The organism is Streptomyces cyslabdanicus, assembly GCF_052663305.1.
Window position 1 is genome coordinate 60,116 of sequence record NZ_JBQRUW010000003.1, and the last position, 20,077, is coordinate 80,192.

Below are 20,077 nucleotides of genomic sequence, written 5' to 3' on the forward strand. Positions count from 1 at the left end.
CGCATCGTGAACGGCGGCGCGGAGATGTGCGGCCCGGAGTTCGCCACTTCAGGCCGTCTCGGCGGTGGCCGTGGGGGAGTGGTGGTCCCCGTCATGGCGAGTCGGGGTGAGTGCCCGGTGGCAGAGGGTGATGAGCAGGGCGAGGCCCGCGGCGGCGGCCGGCATGATGAACCCGGTGGTCGGGGAGAGGTGCTCCGCGGCCCAGCCGCCGGTCGCGCTGCCGCAGGCGATGCCGCCGAGCAGGCCGGTCACCGCGAGGGTCATGCCTTCGTTGAGGCGCCCCTCGGGAGTGCGGTGCTGCACCACGGTCATCGTGGTGACCATCGTGGGCGCGGTGGCCATCCCCGCGAGCAGCAGGGCGGCGGCCAGTGCGACCAGTGACCCGGTGATGCCCGCCGCGAGCAGGGGCAGCGTCATCAGTGCCGCCATCGCGACCAGACACCACAGAAGACGGCGCTCATCGGGACCGGACGGCTTCACCGCTCCGTACAGCAGACCCGCCGCGCACGATCCCGCCGCCTGGAGGGCGAGCACGGCACCCGCGGCCGACCGGTGACCCTGGGCGTCCGCGAAGGCGATGGTGACGACCTCCATCGACCCGAAGACCGCGCCTGTGGCGACGAGGGAGAGCAGCAGCGCCGGCATACCGGGGGCACGCAGCGGGGGCGCCGTCCTCCCGGAGCGGCTCGGCGGCGGTTCGGTGGCCCGCTGGGCCGTGAACAGCAGCATGCCCGTCAGCAGCAGGATCCCGCCGGTCAGGGTGCCCGCCTCCGGGAAGAGGGACCCGCACAGAAGCGCGGCCAGCACCGGGCCCAGCATGAAGCACAGCTCGTCCGCGGCCTGTTCGAAGGAGTTCGCGGTGTGCCGGGCCTCCGGATCGCTCCGGAAGAGGTGGGCCCAGCGCGCCCGGGACATCCCGCCGATGTTGGGGGTCGTGGCGGTGGCGGCGTAGGCGGCGAACAGGGTCCAGTCCGGGGGGTCGTAGTGCACGCACAGCAGCAGGGCAAGACCGCCGAGCAGGGCGAACGTCGTCGCGGGCACGGCGACCCGCGCCTGTCCGTGGCGGTCGACGAGCCGGGCGATCCAGGGGGCCACGACGGCCGTCGCCGCGAGGCCGGTGGCGGTGACCGCACCGGCGAGGGCGTACGACCCCCGGGAGCCGGCGATCATGATGACCGCGCTCACGCTGAACATGCCCACGGGCAGTCGGGCGACGAGGTTGCCCAGGGTGAAGGCGACGGTGCCGGGGTGGGTGAACAGCCGGCGGTACGGGTTCCGGGCCGGTGCTGCGAGAGACGGTGAAGGCGGCATGCGCTTACCGTCACCCGCCGTCCGACCCGCGGTCCAACACCTGATCGGATGCGATTGACGCATCCGCGTTGTAAGTTCTGCCGGTGCCCGCCGAACCCGGACCGTCCCTCTCCGTCGAGGACATCGCCCCCCGCCTGCTGCGTGCCTTCGTCGCCGTCGCCGAGGAACTGCACTTCACCCGCGCCGCCGCCCGGCTGTACGTCGCTCAGCAGGCCCTCAGCCGGGACATCCGGCGGCTGGAGCGGGAGCTGGGCGCCGTGTTGTTCGTACGGACCACCCGGCAGGTCGCGCTGACCGCCGAGGGCACCCGGCTGCTGCCGTACGCCCGCCGGGTGCTCCAGGCGCAGCGCGCGCTGCTCGACGCCTTCGGCCGGGGCGGCTCGGAGCGGCCGCTGCTCGTCGACGTCAACAGCCCGGGCCTGTTCGGGGAGCGGGTGCTGGACCGCGCCCGTTCCCGCGTCCCGCACCTGGAACTGATGACCCGTTTCGAGAGCGGCCTGACCGGTGCCGCCGCCGAGATCCTGGCGGGGCGGCTCGACGCGTCGTTCGGACGGTTCGCCGGGCTCGACCCCGTGGTCCGGCAGGGACTGCTGCACCAGCCCGTGCGGTACGAGCGGATGGCCGTCATCCTGCCCGAGGGGCACCGGCTCGCGCACCTGGAGCAGGTGCCCCTCGACGCGCTGGCGGGGGAGAGCGTGTACGCGGGCGCGGGCAATCCGCGCACGCTGGAGTGGACGGACCTCGCCCGTGACCTGTTCGAGGGACGCGGCATCCGCGTCGCATCGCCCGCTCCGCTCGCGATCGGCGTGGCCGAATTCCGGCGGATCATGGCCAAGCACCGGAACCCGATCCTCGCCGTGGTCGACTTTCCGGCGATGCCCCAGACGGTTCTGCGGCCTCTTGTCGACCCCGTGCCCCTGTCGCCGGTTTCGCTGGTGTGGCGGAAAGGTCTGATTCATCCGGGATTGGAGGCGCTCAGGCGTTCCGCCGCCGAACTGGCACGCGAGGAGGGGTGGTTGTGCAGACCGGTGGAGGAATGGATTCCGGCCATGGACGAGGTGGTGATGGGTGCACACATTTGAGTCCCATCTCCATGGCATGGCCACATGCGATACATTCAGGGGCCCGGGTGCACTGTGGTAAGGGGGCGCTCGGGCCGGGTGGGGGTCCTTGCCCGCCGACAGTACATAGGCCCGGATTCGTAGCCCACCTGGAAGTCATGCCCCTGGGGGGGAAGTACGTGCGCGTCGACAAATGGCCAAATCACGCCCAACCGAGCGGCTCCGGACCGCTGTCCGGAGGCGGCCGCGAGAGGGCCGCGGACCCGAGTGAGTCACTCATACCCGCTGACTCCTTGGGTACGGAACCGGAATCGGGCCGTCCCGCCGGAGCGGCACCTCAGACCGGTGGCCGGGACGCGTGGTCGGACAGCGCCGGACCGACGGCGGCCTGGCCGAAGACCGGTCCGGACGGTGCGCAAGGGCACCCGCGGGAAGTGGGCGAGGGCCTGGACCAGAGGCCGGCGGCCGGGTCCTGGTTCGACAACGGCCACTTCACCGACCCGGACGCCGCGGCGGAGACGCAGATGCTGCCCGGGCCGGGTCCGGTGGCGGACCCCTGGACGACGGCCGACCCGGCCGCCGCGGACACCCGGATGCCGCCCGGCTCGGCCGCCGCCGAGACGCAGATGCTGCCAGGACCCGCGCTCGCCGCGGAGACCCAGGTACTGCCCGGAACGCCGAATGCCTCGGTACCCGGGACGTCGGCGGGCGCGGACACGGACCCGATCGACCCGGCCGGCGGCGGCCCCGCGGGCACCGGGCCCCTGCGGGTCCAGGTCGAGGACCCGTGGGAGAACCACGACCCGCACGAGGTGACCGTGCAGCTCGACGCCGTGAGCCTGCGGCCGGGCGGCACCCTCGGCTCGGCCGGACCCGTCGCCAAGGAGGCCGACCGGCCCGTCTTCGTCGACGAGTCCGGCCGCCGCAGCCGCCGCTTCCGCCGGCTCGGCATCGCCATCGGCCTCGCCTGCGCGGTCTACGCGGTCGTCATCGTCGTCACCCTGCTGTCCGGGAACGCGGCCGCCCCGTGGGTGCCGCTCCCGGCCCCGGGCTCCGACGAACAGCCGTCGAGCAAGGTCAAGGAGTCCCCGCAGCAGTCGGACGCCACCAGCCCGTCCCCGGACGCCAGCGGCCTGCCCGACGCCTCCGTCGACCCCTCCGCCATCGTCGACCCGAGCGCCGGTGTCAACCCGCCCGCGGGATCCACCGTCGGACCGGGAGCCCCGGCCGCGCCCGGCAGCGCGCCCGCCGCGTCGACCAAGCCCCAGCCCTCCGCGTCCAGCACGAAGAAGGACACCCCGGGCAGCTCCACGCCTCCTGCCACCGGGGGCGGTGGCTCGTCCCCGGACCCGGGCCCGTCGTCGACCGATCCGGGCTCGACCGACCCCGGCCAGGACACGGACCCGCCCTCGCCCGACAATCCCACCAACGCCGGGGGAGCCCCCAAGGCGGACCCCGTCGCCACCACCGACCTGGCCGCCGACCAGCCCGGCGCCGCATCCGACAACTCCCCGGAGAACGTCCTCTGATGGCCTCCCGTTCCAACCGTCGCCGCTCCACCGGAGGCGACGGGAGATCCCAGCGTGCCCCGGCACACGTCAATCTGAGACGCCGCCGGCTGCCCATGCGCTGGGTGCTCCCCGTCATGCTGCTGCTCGCCATGACCGCGATGCTGATGCTGCGCGGCTACGTGCACAGCGAGATCCTCGCCGACTACCGGGTCAGGCCCGAGGTCTCCTACGACAAGGTGCCCGAGGAGATCATCGAGGGCGGCCCGGTCATCGACACCCGCGGCGACAAGATCTCCAGCCTCAGCGTGCCCAGGCACCGGCTCGTCCTCACCTTCGACGACGGTCCCGACCCCACGTGGACCCCCAAGGTGCTCGACGTGCTCAAGAAGCACAACGCGCACGCGGTGTTCTTCATCACCGGGACCATGGCCTCGCAGTACCCGGACCTGGTCAAGCGCATCGTGGCCGAGGGACACGAGATCGGGCTGCACACCTTCAACCACCCCGACCTGTCCTACAAGTCGCCCAGCGGCATCGACTGGCAGCTGTCCCAGAACCAGATGGCCCTGGAGGGCGCCGCCGGCATCCGCACGTCGCTGTTCCGGCCGCCGTACTCGTCCTTCGCCGACGCGATGGACAACGCGTCCTGGCCGGTCACCAAGTACATCGGCTCCCGCGGCTACCTCACCGTCCTCAACAACACCGACAGTGAGGACTGGAAGAAGCCGGGTGTCGACGAGATCATCCGCAGGGCCACCCCGAGGCACGGCGACGGCGCCATCGTCCTGATGCACGACTCCGGCGGTGACCGGCACCAGACCGTCGAGGCGCTCGACAGGTTCCTGCCCGACCTCCAGGCCAAGGGCTACAAGTTCCAGAACCTCACCGAGGCCCTCGGCGCACCCAGCGCGCACACCCCGGTCACCGGCTCCGAACTGTGGAAGGGCCGGGCCTGGATCTTCCTGGTCCAGGCCTCGGACAACATCACCGGCGGGCTGGTCGTCGGCCTCGCCGTCATCGGCACCCTCGTCCTCGTCCGCTTCGGCCTGATGCTGCTGCTCTCCGGGGCGCACGCCCGCCGGGTGCGCAAGAAGAACTTCCGCTGGGGCCCCGACGCGCCGATCACCGAGCCGGTGACGGTGCTCGTCCCGGCGTACAACGAGGCCAAGTGCATCGAGAACACGGTGCGTTCCCTCGTCGCGAGCGACCACCCGATCGAGGTGCTCGTCATCGACGACGGCTCCAGCGACGGCACCGCGCGCATCGTCGAGAACCTGAACCTGCCGGGCGTGCGTGTCATCCGCCAGCTCAACGCGGGCAAGCCGGCAGCGCTCAACCGCGGCCTGGCCAACGCCCGGTACGACATCATCGTGATGATGGACGGCGACACCGTGTTCGAGCCGTCCACCATCCGCGAACTGGTGCAGCCCTTCGCCGACCCGAAGGTCGGCGCGGTCGCCGGCAACGCCAAGGTCGGCAACAAGGACTCGCTCATCGGGGCCTGGCAGCACATCGAGTACGTGATGGGCTTCAACCTCGACCGCCGGATGTACGACATGCTCGGCTGTATGCCGACCATCCCCGGAGCCGTGGGCGCCTTCCGGCGCACCGCGCTGGAGCGGGTCGGCGGCATGAGCGAGGACACGCTCGCCGAGGACACCGACGTCACCATGGCCCTGCACCGCGACGGCTGGCGGGTGGTCTACGCGGAGAACGCCCGCGCCTGGACCGAGGCCCCGGAGTCCGTACAGCAGCTGTGGTCCCAGCGCTACCGCTGGTCGTACGGCACCATGCAGGCGATCTGGAAGCACCGCAGGGCCGTCGTGGAACGGGGACCCTCCGGCCGCTTCGGCCGCGTCGGACTGCCGTTCGTCTCCCTGTTCATGGTGGTGGCTCCGCTGCTGGCCCCGCTGATCGACGTCTTCCTGCTGTACGGGCTGCTGTTCGGACCCACGCAGAAGACCGTCGGCGCCTGGCTCGGCGTGCTGGCGGTGCAGGCGATCTGCGCCGCGTACGCCTTCCGGCTGGACCGCGAGAAGATGAACCACCTCATCTCGCTGCCGCTCCAGCAGATCCTCTATCGGCAACTGATGTACGTCGTCCTGCTCCGGTCCTGGATGACGGCGCTCACCGGCGGTCGGCTGCGCTGGCAGAAGCTGCGGCGCACCGGCGTGGTGGAGGCGCCGGGTTCGATACCGCAACAGCGGGCCGCGGACAGCGGCAGTGAACGGAGGCCCGTCGGATGACGGCACACGAGTACGGCTCGGCGGACGGCACACCGCCGCCGGGCGTACCGGGGAGGCCTCCGGGCCCGGACCCCGTTTACGGCTCCTCGGCACCCGCCGGCTCGGCGCAGGCCCCGGGGAACTGGCCGTACGGGGACGCGACGGGGGCGACGGCGGCCGGTTCCGCGGGCGGGTACCCGGCAGGTACCGCGGGCGGATTCCCGGCCGGTTCCGGTTCTGCGGGCGGGTACCCGTACCCGGCAGGTACCGTCGGCGGATTCCCGGCCGGTTCCGCGGGCGGGCATCCGGTCGACACCACCGCCGGGTGGCCGTACGACGGCGCGAGTGACGTGAGGATGCCCGCGCAGAAGGCGGCGGACGCGGCGAACGGCGCGGTCCCGGCGGGCACCGCCGGTGCGGTCGGCACGGTCGACGCCACCGGTGGCGCGGACGCGGCCGGCCCGGCGAAGAAGCCGGCGGGCGCGGGTCGTGACCGCTATCTGGACCTGCTGCGCTCCATCGCGCTGGTGCGTGTGGTGGTGTACCACCTCTTCGGCTGGGCCTGGCTGTCGGTCGTCTTCCCGTCCATGGGCGTGATGTTCGCCCTGGCCGGCTCGCTCATGGCGCGCTCGCTCAGCCGGCCCGCGTGGTCCGTGATCAAGAGCAGGGTGCGCAGGCTGGTGCCCCCGATGTGGGTGTTCAGCGCGTTGGTGCTCGGCATCCTGTTCGTGCAGGGCTGGAGTCCGGCGAGGGATCCGGACCTCGGGGGCTCCTTCTGGGGTCCGGTCAGCGTGTTCAACTACCTGGTGCCGATCGGCGCCCCGCCTTACCCCTTGAGCATCGGCTCCGAGTCCGGGCTGCTGGAGAGCAGCTGGGCGGACCAGGCGGCGGGTCCGCTGTGGTATCTGCGGGCCTACCTGTGGTTCGTGCTCGCGTCCCCGCTGCTGCTGTGGGCGTTCCGCCGGGTGCCGTGGGCGACCCTGCTGTTCCCGTTGGCGCTCACCGCCGTGGTCGGCACCGGCCTGGTCACCATCCCCGGCGAGACCGGCAACGCGGTCCAGGACTTCGCCGTGTACGGCAGCTGCTGGGTGCTCGGCTTCGCCCACAACAACGGCATGCTGAAGAAGATCCCGCGCTATGCGGCGGTGTCCGGCGCGGCCGCGGTGATGGCGTTCGGGCTGTGGTGGGCGTCCGGCCATCTCGGCCCCGACGGCTGGGACCTGAACGACATCCCGCTCGCGCAGGCGACCTGGTCGTTCGGCATCGTGGTGATCCTGTTGCAGTACTCCCCGTCGTGGCAGACGCTGCCGGGCCGGCTGGCCAAGTGGGACAAGCTCATCACCCTCTCCAACAACCGAGCGGTGACGATCTACCTCTGGCACAACCTGCTGATCATGGCGACGGTGCCGATACTCGACCAGGTCTACAACCTGCCCTTCATGGAGAGCGACGCGGCCTCCTCGTGGCTGGACTCGACGGAGCTCTTCTGGCAGTTCGTGCTCATCTGGCCGCTGATAGGCCTGGCCGTACTCTCCGTCGGCTGGATCGAGGACCTGGCGGCGAAGCGCAAGCCCCGGCTGTGGCCGAACGGGGCGAAGAAGAAGCAGGCGGCGAGAGCCCGCTGAGCCGGGCCGCCCACTGGGGCGGTGAGGCGGGCCGCCGCTGAGGCGGGTCCACTGAGGCGGGGTGCCCCGCGTCCCTTCGGGCGCGGGGCCTTCGCGTCGGTGCCCCCGGCCGGGCGTTCGGGCCGCGCGGACCGGGGTCGCCGCCGGGGAGTCGGGAACCCGGGAACGAAGTCTCTTCGCAGACCGTGGAGTCGGAGTGCTGCGGGGCTCTGGCCAACGCGCGTAGACGGGCGCATCATGGGGATGCTCTGTGCGCACAACCCTCGCCCTGAAATTGTCATGCACTCGTCAAGACGCATGCACGCTCACTCACGCGCGTCATTCAGCGACAAAGGGAGACGGCACGATGGCTTGCGGATCGACCAGCCTATGGGCCGGTGAAACGAGCTGGTTCTGTTGCGGATCCTCCTGGGGTCCGTGCGGTAGCGCGGGCGGCGGCGCCTGCGGCAACTGCCAGTCCAGCGCGCATCACGGCGCCTGGCCCAACGCGTCACAGGCGTGCTGGGACATCACCCGGCCCGACCTGTGCGGCGAGAACATCCCCAGACGCGGCTGCGGTTCGGTGATGAACGTCAAGCACCAGTGCTCCGGCGCCACCGTCTGCATCACGATCACCGACTGCGGACCGCGCACCAAGTCCTGGTGCGGCGAGGCCACCTGCTGCAACGGCGCCTGCCGCACCAACCGCGTCCTGGACCTGACCCCGGCCGCCTTCTCGGCGATCGGCAACCTCAGCTCCGGCATGCTGCCGGTCTACATCTACGAGTGAGGAGGACTCCGGCATGACGTATCGACAGAAGAACGACAACGGCGGTCTGGGCCGTCGGCGCTTCCTCACCACGGCCGCGCTCAGCGGCGCCACCATCGTCGGGGCGTCCGCCCTCGGCGGCTTCGACGCCGACGCGGCCTTCGCCGCCGAGCCGTCGCTCGACCCGGCGATCCCCAAGTCGGCCTTCGTGGAGGGCCGGATCACCGGCATCACCGGCAGTGTCCTGGAGGTCGCGGGATCCTACGGCGACCACTCCCGGGTCCAGATGACCAACGTCACCAGCGTCTGGAAGGTCCGCCCGACGACCGCCCGCGACATCGAGATCGGGGACGGGCTGTACGCGCGGGGCGTACCGATGCCGGACGGCACCGTCGCCGCCGACGCGGTGTGGGTGAACATCGTGAACATCGACACCACGATCCGCGGCATCGCGAAGGACCGGCTGCACTTCTCCCACGGGCAGCACGAGATCGTCGGCCACCTCCACCGGGACACGACGAACGCCTCCTACGCGGGCCGCGCGCTCACCCCGGACCTGTCCCGGCTGCGCATCGGGCAGAGCGCCCAGGTGCTCGGGGCCTGGCGGCCGTCCGACAACGCGGTGGACGTCGTCCGCATCTCCGTCGGGCACTGACGGCCGGATCCGAGGAGGAGAAGGGGAGACAAGGATGCTCTCACTGACAACGGGCCTCGTACCGCTGGTCCTCGCGGGTCTGCTGGGGTGGACCGGCTCGGTCAAGCTCTTCGACCGGGACACCGTGCGCCAGGCACCGAGGACGGCGCTGGCCCGGATGCTGCGCAGCAGCGAGCGGGCGGCGCTGGTGCTGCGCGGCACCGGCGCCGTGGAACTCCTGCTCGCCGCGGGCCTGCTGGCCGTACCGGCGCACCCGGTGCCGGGCGCGGCCACCGCCGTCCTCGGGGCCGGGTTCCTCGGCTATCTCGGCTACGGCCGGGCGCTGGCACCGGAGTCCTCCTGCGGCTGCACGGCCAACGAGGACACCCCGATCACCTGGCGCGCGTTCGCGCGCGCCGCACTGGTGCTCGCGGGCGGTGCGACGGCGGCGGTGGCGCACGGCGCCTGGTGGTCCACGCTCACCGGACGGCCCGGCGGCTCGCTCGTGTTCCTGGCCGTGGCCGCGGCCGTCCTGGTGGCGCTGTCGGTCGATCTCGACCGGTGGTGGCTGCTGCCGCTGCGCCGGCTGAGGCTGCGTGTCTTCGGGCATCCGCTCTTCGGCACCGAGGCCGGCGACCGGGTGCCGGTCGCCGCCAGCGTCGAGCTGCTGGAGAACTCCCTCGCCTGGCAGACCGCCTTCCCGGTGGTCCGGTCGGGTCTGCTGGACCACTGGGAGGAGGACGGCTGGCGGATCCTCCTGTTCTCCGGTGTGTACGGGACACGGGAGAACGCGCGGCCGGTGTCCGTGGTCTTCGCCCTGGACGCCACCGCCAGCCGCGACACCGCCGGCGACCCCGTGGTCCGCGTCAGCTTCGTCGACGCGGACACCGGGGAATCGCTGGCATCGGACCTGCTGAACGCGATCCCACCACGCAGGGCCCTGCCCACACTCGGCTGACGAACCGGCTCCGCCCGGCTCACCGCCCCTGCCTCCCTCGCAGGGGCGGTGAGCTGTGAGCGGAGGCGCGGGCTCCGTTCGCGTACGTCTCATGCGCGGACGTGGCGGATGCGCATCGCGCTGGTGTGGGCGTGGGTGGTCTCGATAGCGTGTCGGCTGTTTCGCCCAACCCACCTGCCCCACCAGGAGCCTGCTGTGACCCGCCGTCCAACCCGCCTGCTCACCACAGCCGTCGCCGGTACGGCGACCGCACTGCTCCTCGCCGGTTGCGGCGGGAGCGACGCCGGCGGCTCGAAAGCCAACGACAAGATCGCGGGCGCGGACACCGGAACGGAGACGCCGGCCTCCCCGACTCCGTCCGCGACGACGGAGGGTCGACCGGAGATCAAGCTGCCGTCGGATCTCACCTACACCTTCGAATGGCCCAAGACGGGGGACAAGGCCAAGGACGCTGTCCTCTACGACAGTCAGCAGTTCATCAAGGCTGTGGACATGGCGATCGCTGATCAGAAGCCGCTCGATATGGGGTATCGCTTCTACTCGGAGGGCGAGGCAGCGGCAGGAAGCCAGAAGTTCATCCAGGAGTTCGTGGACTACAAGGACCGGATCACTGGTGCCAAGCGGTACTACGACGCAAAGGTCCAGGTCAACGAAGACGGAACGGCGAGCCTCGTCTACTGCGAAGACCAGAACAAGGCGTACAACAAGAGCCTGAAAACCGGAAAGACGGAGGTGACCCCGCAGTCGAAGGACAACTACGTCCTCTACAGCAGCCGACTGCGGGTCAACAAGCAAGGCATCTGGATCACGGAGAAGCTGATGTCGCAGCGGGGGAGTTCCGTATGCCAGCCCTGAGTAACCTGCGACGCGCAGCGGCCGTCTCTGCCGCAGCCGCGGTCTTGCTCTGCCCGACACAGGCATGGGCGGGCTATGGCCACGGCGGCAGCACCAATGGCGGGAGCGACACCGCATCGGGCGGAGCCGACGGTGACACGATCTCCGCGACGGCCGGTGGCATTGTCTTCGATCGGTCCAAGAACGGCAGCGGCAGCTCCGTGGGACCGGTCGCTCCGGTTACCTCCTGGACCCCGCCCGCCTGCTGGTATGCCCCCAAGTACACGCCGGGGCAACTGCAGAAGTACCTGGAGCCGATCTGGGAGGCCGAGTCCACCGGGCCTGAGTGGGACGCCCAGCAGCGTGACCGGTACGTCGACGGACACCCGTACAAGGACTTCAACAAGGACAAGGCCGGCAAGGGCTACTGGTGGGACTCGTACGTCAACAGGGACTTCCCGCCGGGGTGGGACAAGTGCGATGGGCCGATCTTCTGGGTTGATCGGGGCGCTGCTCCACCCGCGAACATCGAAAACGCCGTCACCCCCCAGATCCTCGCCGAACTCGCCTACAACGAGATCCGGGTCCCCGGTACCGAGGTGACCCTCGCGCCCGCGGGGGCGACCAAGGTGAATCTGCCGACCTGGGCGTGGCTGGACGGGGCGCGGTTCAGGCCCGTGTCCGTGACGGCTTCGGTTCCGGTGCTGAACATGTCCGCGACGACGACCGCAGAGCCGGTCTCGTTGAGGATCGACCCCGGCACGGCGGACGCCGAGACCTACCCCGCCTCGGGGGTCTGCGCGATCAACGGTGGCCGTATCGGGGAGGCGTACGCCAAGGGGAAGGCCGACCGGACGCCGCCCTGCGGGGTCAGGTACCTGCGGTCGTCGGGCGACGGTTCCTACCGGTTGAGGGCCACCATCACCTGGAAGATCCACTGGACGGGCACCGGCGGTGCGGGCGGCGATCTGCCCGAGGGCACATTCGGCGACACCCAGGAAGTCACGGTCCAGGAGATCCAGGCCGTCAACCGCTGAGCAACGGTGAAGAGACGAAAAAGGGGGCGCGGTGAGTAAGCAGCAGGTTCGGAAGATGCTGGAACTGGTGCGGCAGGGGCAGCCCGTCGAGCTGACCATTCCCATGGGATCAGTGAAGAAGGCCGCGAAACTCGCCTTCGTGGCCCAGCAGTTCGGGTACGAGTACGCGGACGCGCGCCTTTCCGGGGGACGGAACAACGTGCTCACGCTGCTGCTCGTGCCCGACCCCGGTCCGCAGGCCCAGGCGCGGGCCGCGCAGAACTGGGCGCAGTATCCGAACGCCTGGGACGGGGTGTCGCTGCCGCCGCTCGTACCGGACGCGCTGGAACTCCTCAAGGCGCGCATCAACTTCGACCTCACCGACAAGAGCGCCGAGAAGCGCATGGTGTTTGCAGCTCTGGGGCTGACCGTCGGGTGCGTCATCCTCGCGGTGCGGCTCGGTGCCGACGCGTCCGCCTTCCTCGTCGCCGCGAGTGTGTGGGCCGGGGCGATGGTGCTTCTCGGCATCGGAGTCCTCGTCACGCGCAAGCGCCACGCCAAGTTCGCGGCACGGCTCGGTGCCGCGGGGTTCGTGCCGGTGACGCAGGAGGACGGACGGGTCCGGTATCTGCCCTCAGGCGCGCAGGTTCCGGGGCAGGCGGCGCAGGCGGGGCCGTACGGTCATGGGCCGTACAACAACGGGGCGTACAACAACGGGCCCTACGGTCAGCCGTACTCGACCGGTCCGTACGCCGCCCCCCAGGCGCCTCACCCGCAGGCGTATCCCCAGCCGGGGCCGTACACCCCGCCGCAGCCGCCGGGTCCGTACCACCCCCAGTAGGGCGCCCCGGCCGACACCGGAGGCGGACCGCCCGGGGGCTACCGGTCCGGCCGGTAGCCGGGCACTGTGGGAGGGAAGCGGTTTTCCGGCCTCCGACGATGCCCCGGCGAGGCCTGCCGGCCGGGGTGAGCCTAGGCGGTGACAGGCACATGGCACTGGCTGCGGCCACGGCCCCGTACGAGCTGAGGTTCGACGCCGGGCGGGTCTGCCTGGATCTCCTCTCCACCACCCACCCCGAGGAACGGCTGGACGCCGTCGCGCCCCTGCGCGCGTGGATCATCGGCTCGGGGCTGGTGCCGCCCGGCTCCCCGCTGGCGCACGCGGACGCCTCCTGGCTCGCCGGTTTTCGGGAACTACGGGGAAACGTGGGGAAGTTGGTTCGTGGGTATCTCGCCATCGAGCCCCGGGCGTACGATCCCGCGCTCGCCCGCGTCAACGACGTCGCTCGCACCGCGCCGCCCGCACCCCGCGCCGTACGGGGCGAGGACGGAGCCCTCGTACGGGAGTTGGCGGGGCGGCCCGAGTGCGCCGCCCTGCTCGCGGCCATCGCCCGGGACGCCGTGGAGCTGCTCACCGACCCGGTGGCCCGGGCGGGCCTGCGCCAGTGCGAGGGCGACAACTGCCCGATCGTGTACCTGGACACGTCTCGCGGGCGCAGGAGGCGCTGGTGTTCCAGTGAGGTCTGCGGGAACCGCGAACGGGTGGCCCGCCATCGCCGCCGCACCGCCCACTCAGGGGCGTAGAGGGGGTGGGGGCGGTAACTCCCGTGTCCCATTTGCCGGTTGTGTGGGTCCGGTGGCGAAGTGATTTCCGTAACACCCCGTTTGGTCTTCGCCCGGAGCGGGCAGCGCACGCGCCGTCGCGTCTGTGTCGGAAATGTGAAGGCCGCGCGGGGGGAATGTGCGCCCATGTCCTCCCTCGTCACATCACCCCACGGAAATCCGTCGGCCGGGTTTGAACACGGCGTGCCCGGCGTCCGTACCCGTCGGCGAGCGACCGACTGGGGGGAAGCCCCGGACACCGGAGGTGGGCGTGCGCAAGGATGCGGCCGTGGCCAATGAACGTGGATCGAGGGCCCGACATCGCATGTCCCAGTCCTCGGAACCTGATGAGGAGTTGATGCGTGCGCTCTATCGCGAGCACGCCGGACCTCTCCTCGCGTATGTCCTGCGGCTGGTGGCCGGAGACCGGCAGCGCGCCGAGGACGTGGTGCAGGAGACGCTCATCCGTGCCTGGAAGAACGCCGGCCAGCTCAATCGAGCGACCGGTTCGGTACGCCCCTGGCTGGTGACGGTCGCCCGACGCATCGTCATCGACAACCACCGCAGCCGGCAGGCCCGGCCGCAGGAGGTCGATCCGTCGCCGCTGGAGGTCATCCCCGCGGAGGACGAGATCGACAAGGCGCTGTGGCTGATGACGCTGTCGGACGCGCTCGACGACCTGACCCCGGCTCACCGGGAGGTGCTCGTCGAGACGTACTTCAAAGGGCGTACCGTCAACGAGGCGGCCGAGACGCTCGGCATACCCAGCGGCACCGTCCGCTCACGGGTGTTCTACGCCCTGCGGTCGATGAAGCTGGCGCTGGAGGAGCGGGGGGTGACGGCGTGATGAGCAGGTACGGGGGATTCGGAACGGGTGGTGCGGGTATGTCTGGGGCCATGCAGGGAACCCCGGCTCCGAACGAGCACGAGACCGTCGGCGCCTACGCCCTCGGGATTCTCGACGACGCCGAGGCAACCGCTTTCGAGACGCACCTCGCCGGCTGCGAGTGGTGCGCCCAGCAGCTCGACGAGCTGGCCGGGATGGAGCCGATGCTGGCCGCGCTCGCGGACCTGCCGGGCTCCGGCACACCCGAGGTGGTCGGCGAGTCCCTGTCGGCCAAGCCCGGCCCGCGCCTGGTGGAGAAACTCGTCGACGAGGTCGCCGAACGCCGCGCCCAGAAGCGCCGGCGCGGCTTCTACCTGGTCGCGGCGGCGGCAGCGCTGATCATCGGCAGCCCGCTGACCGTGTTCGCGGTGAGCGGCTCGGACGGCGGTGACAACAACACCACGGTGGCCGTGAGCCCCGCGCGGTCCGCCTTCGAGTCGATGCCCGACAAGGTCACGGCGACGGACCCGACGACGAAGGTCACCGCGACGGTCGCCGTCGAGAAGAAGGACTGGGGCACGAACGCCGTTCTCGAGCTGAACAACGTCACCGGCCCGCAGAAGTGCTCGCTCGTCGCCGTCGGCAAGAACGGCGAGCGCGAGACGGTCACGTCCTGGTCCGTCCCCAAGTGGGGCTACGGCGTCCCGAACGCGAAGACGGAAGAGGCGAAGAACCCCCTCTACGTCCGCGGCGGCGCGGCCCTGGAGCCGAACCAGATCGACCACTTCGAAGTGATGACCTTCGACGGCCGGCGACTCGTCGAGGTGCCCGCGTAGCTTCCGTGAGCGGGCCCCCTTCGCGTACGGTTGACGGCTGCCCAGCACGTCAGAAGGGGGCCCGGTGGCCGCACAGGCTCAACAGGATTCCGCGGTCGGATCGGTCCACGGCGCAGCGCACGAAGAGGCGCACGACTCCGTACGGGACCGTGAGATCGGTGTGGAACAGCAGCACCTGGACCGGGTGTACCGCCGCCTCGAGGAGAAGATCCACGAGGCCGAGTTCCTCATGCGCGACGCCGCCCAGCGCGGCCAGGTGGGCACACCCGGCGCGCTGGCCGAGCGGGACGCGCAGGTCTTCCGGGCGGGCGTCCACCTCAACCGGCTGAACAACGAGTTCGAGGACTTCCTCTTCGGCCGGATCGACCTGCTGCTCGGCAAGGACGGCAGGAGGGGCCCGGACGGCGCGTACACCGCGGTCGAGCCGGCCGAGGGCGCGGTCCGCGGGGACGGCACGGCGGACATCGCCGAGACCCTGCACATCGGCCGCATCGGCGTCCTCGACGAGGACTACGCCCCGCTGGTCATCGACTGGCGGGCACCGGCCGCGGCCCCGTTCTACCGCTCCACCCCGGTCGACCCCGGCCGCGTCGTACGCCGGCGGGTCATCCGCTCCAAGGGGCGGCGCGTGCTCGGGGTCGAGGACGACCTGATGCGCCCGGAGCTGAAGGCCTTCCTCGACGGCCACGAGCTGCCCGCGATCGGCGACGGCGCGCTGATGGCCGCGCTCGGCCGGGCCCGCAGCCACACCATGCGGGACATCGTCTCCTCCATCCAGGCCGAGCAGGACCTGGTCATCCGTGCCCCCGCCGCCTCGGTGACGTACGTCGAGGGCGGCCCGGGGACGGGGAAGACGGCGGTCGCGCTGCACCGGGCGGCCTACCTGCTCTACCAGGACCGGCGCCGCTACGCGGGCGGCATCCTGATCGTCTCCCCGACACCGCTGCTCGTGGCCTACACCGAGGGCGTGCTGCCCTCGCTCGGCGAGGAGGGCCAGGTCGCCATCCGGGCGATCGGCTCGCTCGTCGACGGCACCGAGGCCACGCTGTACGACGCTCCGGCGGTGGCGCGGGCCAAGGGCTCGTACCGGATGCTGAAGGTGCTGCGCAAGGCCGCACGGGGCGCGCTGGAACAGAACGGCGCACCGGACCGGCTGCGGGTCGTCGCCTTCGGCCGCCGGCTGGAACTGGAGGCCGAGGAGCTCGGCCACGTCCGGCGCACCGCCCTCGGCGGCACCGCGCCGGTCAACCTGCTGCGCCCGCGCGCCCGCAAGCTGCTCCTGGACGCCCTGTGGGAGAAGTCGGGCGCCGCCGGCCGGCACACCGACCCGGAACTCGCCGCCGAGCTGCGCTCCTCCTTCGACGAGGACGTCACCGGCGAGGACTCCTTCGTGGCCTTCCTCGACGCCTGGTGGCCCGAGCTGACCCCGTCCGCGGTGCTCACCGCGATGGCCGACGAGCGGCGGCTGGGCCGCTGGGCGCGCCGGATCCTCAACCCGGGGGAGGTGCGCCGGGTGGCCCGCTCGCTGCGGCGCGGCGGCCACTCGGTGCACGACGTCGCCCTGCTCGACGAGCTCCAGGCGATCCTCGGCACCCCGGCCCGTCCGCGCCGCAAGCGCGAACTGGATCCGCTGGACCAGCTCACCGGCCTCGAGGAGCTGATGCCGGTGCGCGAGGAGTCGCAGCGGGAGCGGGCGGAGCGACTGGCGCAGGAGCGCACCGAGTACGCGCACGTCATCGTGGACGAGGCGCAGGACCTCACGCCCATGCAGTGGCGGATGGTCGGCCGCCGCGGCCGGCATGCCACCTGGACGGTCGTCGGCGACCCCGCACAGTCCTCCTGGTCCGACCCGGACGAGGCGGCCGAGGCCCGCGACGAGGCCCTGGGCACCCGGCCGCGCCGCCGCTTCGAGCTGACCGTGAACTACCGCAACCCGGCGGAGATCGCCGAGCTGTCCTCCAGGGTCCTCGCCCTGGCCATGCCCGGCTCCACCGCGCCGAGGGCCGTGCGCTCCACCGGGGTCGAGCCGCGCTTCGCCGTCGTCCGGGGCTCCGTGGAGAAGACCGTGCGGGCGGAGGCCGAACGGCTGCTGGACCTGGTGGACGGCACGGTCGGCGTGGTCGTCGCCATGAACCGGCGCGAGGAGGCCCGGCGCTGGCTGGGCGGGCTCGGCGACCGTGTGGTGGCTCTCGGCAGCCTGGAGGCCAAAGGCCTGGAGTACGACGCGACGATCGTCGTCTCGCCCGCGGAGATCGCGGACGAGTCCCCGGCCGGCCTGCGGGTCCTGTACGTCGCTCTGACCAGGGCCACCCAGCAGCTCACGGTGGTCTCCGGCGAGCGGGACGAGCCGGACGGGGCCGGCGTGCCGGATCTGCTGAGGGACTGAATCCGGGGGTAACCGCTGCGACGGGAATGGCCACAAGCCATCCGTTTGTTAGCCTGGACACGGCACCGGCCCGATCCAAGCCCCCGGGCCCAACCTTTGTCGCTACGAGCGACCACTTGCCGCGAGGCGAGCATGGCGGGTCGGTGTCGTCAAACTTCCAGGAGGCTCACGTCACGATGTGACGTGAGCCTCTTTTGTCGTCCCCTGCCGCCCTCGCGTCTTCCGTGGCCGCACCGATTCTCGTATGGTGGAATTAACTTTCCGAAAACGACACCACCCGGTGAACACTACGTCCGCAATCAGGGGCGGCTACCGCGTACTCGGGGGTAGGTGCGACGATCGGACGGCAGAACTTCGCGACACGGTGAAAGCAGAGGAAGTCGGCCATGGCAACGGCGCCCAGCGTCTCCTACTCGATGACGATCCGTCTGGAGGTGCCGGCGGGCGGAACCGCCGTATCGCAGCTCACCACGGCCGTGGAGTCCTCCGGAGGGTCGGTGACCGGCCTCGACGTCACCGCGTCGGGCCACGAGAGGCTCCGTATCGACGTCACCATCGCGGCCACCTCGACGTCCCACGCCGAGGAGATCGTCGAGAAGCTGCGCGGCATCGAGGGCGTCACGCTGGGCAAGGTCTCGGACCGTACGTTCCTCATGCACCTCGGCGGCAAGATCGAGATGGCGTCCAAGCACCCCATCCGCAACCGTGACGACCTGTCCATGGTCTACACCCCCGGCGTGGCCCGCGTGTGCATGGCGATCGCGGAGAACCCCGAGGACGCCCGGCGCCTGACCATCAAGCGCAACTCCGTTGCGGTCGTGACGGACGGCTCGGCCGTGCTCGGCCTGGGCAACATCGGCCCGAAGGCCGCCCTGCCGGTCATGGAGGGCAAGGCGGCCCTCTTCAAGCGCTTCGCCGGCATCGACGCCTGGCCGATCTGCCTGGACACCCAGGACAGCGACGCGATCGTCGAGATCGTCAAGGCGATCGCCCCCGGCTTCGCGGGCATCAACCTGGAGGACATCTCCGCGCCCCGCTGCTTCGAGATCGAGGCCCGGCTGCGCGAGGCCCTCGACATCCCCGTCTTCCACGACGACCAGCACGGCACCGCGATCGTCGTGCTCTCCGCGCTGACCAACGCGCTGCGCGTGGTCGACAAGTCGATCGACAGCGTGCGCGTGGTGATGTCCGGCGCAGGCGCCGCCGGTACGGCGATCCTGCGGCTGCTGCTCGCCGCGGGCGTGAAGAACGCCGTCGTCGCCGACATCCACGGTGTGGTGCACGCCGGCCGTGAGGACCTGGTCGGGGCTGCCCCGGACTCCCCGCTGCGCTGGATCGCGGACAACACCAACCCGGAGGGCCTGACCGGCACGCTGAAGGAGGCCGTGCACGGTGCGGACGTCTTCATCGGCGTCTCGGCGCCCAACGTGCTCGACGGCGACGACGTGGCCGCCATGGCGGAGGGCGCGATCGTGTTCGCGCTCGCGAACCCCGACCCCGAGGTCGACCCGGCAATCGCCCGTCAGACGGCGGCAGTTGTGGCCACCGGCCGCTCCGACTTCCCCAACCAGATCAACAACGTGCTGGTCTTCCCGGGCGTCTTCCGCGGCCTGCTGGACGCGCAGTCCCGCACCGTCAACACGGAGATGATGCTGGCCGCCGCGCAGGCCCTCGCCGACGTGGTCACCGGGGACGAGCTGAACCCGAACTACATCATTCCGAGCGTCTTCAACGAGAAGGTCGCCGGCGCGGTCGCCGGGGCCGTCCGGGAGGCGGCCGCGAAGACTGCGGCAACGGCGTGAGGATGGCCACGACGCGCCGCGAAACCGGCGCGTCGTGGCACCACGCCGCCGGTGCGGCCCTATCGTGACGGCCAGGCTGGGGCATCTCTTCGTGTGACTCCCAAGGGTGTTCTCACGACTCCTATGGGTGCTGGATTGGCATTCGCGCCGCAGGTGGGGGCAGGATGCCTCCCTGGGCGCGAGGGTTCGGCGACGGACCCGGGTCCGGGGACTCACCGAGGACCCTGGCAGCATCGGCTTCGCTGTGCCCAACATGCGGCCTCGCCGCAACGGCAAGAAGAACACGGGAGTAACAACATGAACCGCAGTGAGCTGGTGGCCGCGCTGGCCGACCGCGCCGAGGTGACCCGCAAGGACGCCGACGCCGTGCTGGCCGCGTTCGCCGACGTCGTCGGCGACATCGTCTCCAAGGGGGACGAGAAGGTCACCATCCCTGGTTTCCTGACCTTCGAGCGCACCCACCGTGCCGCTCGCACCGCTCGCAACCCGCAGACCGGCGAGCCGATCCAGATCCCGGCCGGCTACAGCGTGAAGGTCTCCGCGGGCAGCAAGCTCAAGGAAGCGGCCAAGGGCAAGTGACCTCGGCGTCCGTACGCCATGGGACGGCGTACGAGGCGCTGTAGGCCGGTCCTTCAGGCCACCACGACGCCCATTGGGGCGGTCCCCTCACCGGGGGCCGCCCCAACGTCGTACGCGCCCCCC

Annotated in this window: 17 protein-coding genes; 16 read left to right on the plus strand and 1 reads right to left on the minus strand. The window is 71.1% G+C overall.

Annotation, left to right across the window (positions count from 1 at the left end; genetic code table 11):
* Positions 1–48: 48 nt before the first annotated feature.
* A complete protein-coding gene (locus ACTYVM_RS02455) occupies positions 49–1,311 on the minus strand; it encodes an MFS transporter (RefSeq protein WP_445524297.1) in 1,263 nt (420 codons plus the stop codon).
* A gap of 77 nt (positions 1,312–1,388) precedes the next feature.
* On the opposite strand from ACTYVM_RS02455, the gene ACTYVM_RS02460 reads away from it, so the two are divergent.
* The 16 genes from ACTYVM_RS02460 (at position 1,389) to ACTYVM_RS02535 (ending at position 19,954) form a co-directional block, all read left to right on the plus strand.
* A complete protein-coding gene (locus tag ACTYVM_RS02460) occupies positions 1,389–2,393 on the plus strand; it encodes a LysR family transcriptional regulator (RefSeq protein WP_445524478.1) in 1,005 nt (334 codons plus the stop codon).
* Between the two features lie 413 nt (positions 2,394–2,806).
* Complete coding sequence (locus ACTYVM_RS02465) at positions 2,807–3,901, plus strand: hypothetical protein (protein ID WP_445524298.1); 1,095 nt, start codon at positions 2,807–2,809, stop codon at positions 3,899–3,901.
* Positions 3,901–6,129 carry a bifunctional polysaccharide deacetylase/glycosyltransferase family 2 protein gene (locus tag ACTYVM_RS02470; RefSeq protein WP_445524299.1) on the plus strand — a complete coding sequence of 743 codons (2,229 nt, stop codon included), beginning with the start codon at positions 3,901–3,903 and terminating at the stop codon, positions 6,127–6,129. The genes ACTYVM_RS02465 and ACTYVM_RS02470 overlap by 1 nt, the downstream gene beginning before the upstream one ends.
* A gap of 335 nt (positions 6,130–6,464) precedes the next feature.
* Positions 6,465–7,733 (plus strand): acyltransferase family protein, encoded by a 1,269-nt coding sequence (locus tag ACTYVM_RS02475; RefSeq protein WP_445524479.1) that lies wholly within the window; start codon positions 6,465–6,467, stop codon positions 7,731–7,733.
* 565 nt (positions 7,734–8,298) lie between these two features.
* Positions 8,299–8,502: an RlpA-like double-psi beta-barrel domain-containing protein gene (locus ACTYVM_RS02480; protein WP_445524300.1), complete on the plus strand. Its 204-nt coding sequence runs from the start codon at positions 8,299–8,301 to the stop codon at positions 8,500–8,502.
* Positions 8,503–8,515: 13 nt separating this feature from the next.
* A complete protein-coding gene (locus tag ACTYVM_RS02485) occupies positions 8,516–9,136 on the plus strand; it encodes a cell wall protein (RefSeq protein WP_400034046.1) in 621 nt (206 codons plus the stop codon).
* A gap of 34 nt (positions 9,137–9,170) precedes the next feature.
* Positions 9,171–10,073: a MauE/DoxX family redox-associated membrane protein gene (locus ACTYVM_RS02490; protein WP_445524301.1), complete on the plus strand. Its 903-nt coding sequence runs from the start codon at positions 9,171–9,173 to the stop codon at positions 10,071–10,073.
* 108 nt (positions 10,074–10,181) lie between these two features.
* Positions 10,182–10,928: a hypothetical protein gene (locus ACTYVM_RS02495; RefSeq protein ID WP_445524302.1), complete on the plus strand. Its 747-nt coding sequence runs from the start codon at positions 10,182–10,184 to the stop codon at positions 10,926–10,928.
* Positions 10,916–11,944: a hypothetical protein gene (locus ACTYVM_RS02500; RefSeq protein ID WP_445524303.1), complete on the plus strand. Its 1,029-nt coding sequence runs from the start codon at positions 10,916–10,918 to the stop codon at positions 11,942–11,944. The genes ACTYVM_RS02495 and ACTYVM_RS02500 overlap by 13 nt, the downstream gene beginning before the upstream one ends.
* A 31-nt stretch (positions 11,945–11,975) precedes the next feature.
* A complete protein-coding gene (locus tag ACTYVM_RS02505; RefSeq protein ID WP_445524304.1) occupies positions 11,976–12,764 on the plus strand; it encodes a hypothetical protein in 789 nt (262 codons plus the stop codon).
* A 149-nt stretch (positions 12,765–12,913) separates the two neighbouring features.
* The gene (locus tag ACTYVM_RS02510) at positions 12,914–13,507 is read left to right on the plus strand and encodes a CGNR zinc finger domain-containing protein (RefSeq protein ID WP_445524305.1); all 594 of its coding nucleotides are present in this window, start codon (positions 12,914–12,916) and stop codon (positions 13,505–13,507) included.
* A 343-nt stretch (positions 13,508–13,850) separates the two neighbouring features.
* A complete protein-coding gene (locus ACTYVM_RS02515; protein ID WP_400034058.1) occupies positions 13,851–14,372 on the plus strand; it encodes a sigma-70 family RNA polymerase sigma factor in 522 nt (173 codons plus the stop codon).
* Positions 14,373–14,422: 50 nt separating this feature from the next.
* The gene (locus tag ACTYVM_RS02520) at positions 14,423–15,187 is read left to right on the plus strand and encodes an anti-sigma factor family protein (RefSeq protein ID WP_445524306.1); all 765 of its coding nucleotides are present in this window, start codon (positions 14,423–14,425) and stop codon (positions 15,185–15,187) included.
* A gap of 64 nt (positions 15,188–15,251) precedes the next feature.
* Positions 15,252–17,573: a HelD family protein gene (locus ACTYVM_RS02525; RefSeq protein WP_445524307.1), complete on the plus strand. Its 2,322-nt coding sequence runs from the start codon at positions 15,252–15,254 to the stop codon at positions 17,571–17,573.
* A 386-nt stretch (positions 17,574–17,959) separates the two neighbouring features.
* Positions 17,960–19,375: an NAD-dependent malic enzyme gene (locus ACTYVM_RS02530; protein ID WP_400034064.1), complete on the plus strand. Its 1,416-nt coding sequence runs from the start codon at positions 17,960–17,962 to the stop codon at positions 19,373–19,375.
* Positions 19,376–19,672: 297 nt separating this feature from the next.
* Positions 19,673–19,954: an HU family DNA-binding protein gene (locus tag ACTYVM_RS02535; RefSeq protein WP_003990598.1), complete on the plus strand. Its 282-nt coding sequence runs from the start codon at positions 19,673–19,675 to the stop codon at positions 19,952–19,954.
* The last annotated feature ends 123 nt before the right edge of the window (positions 19,955–20,077 follow it).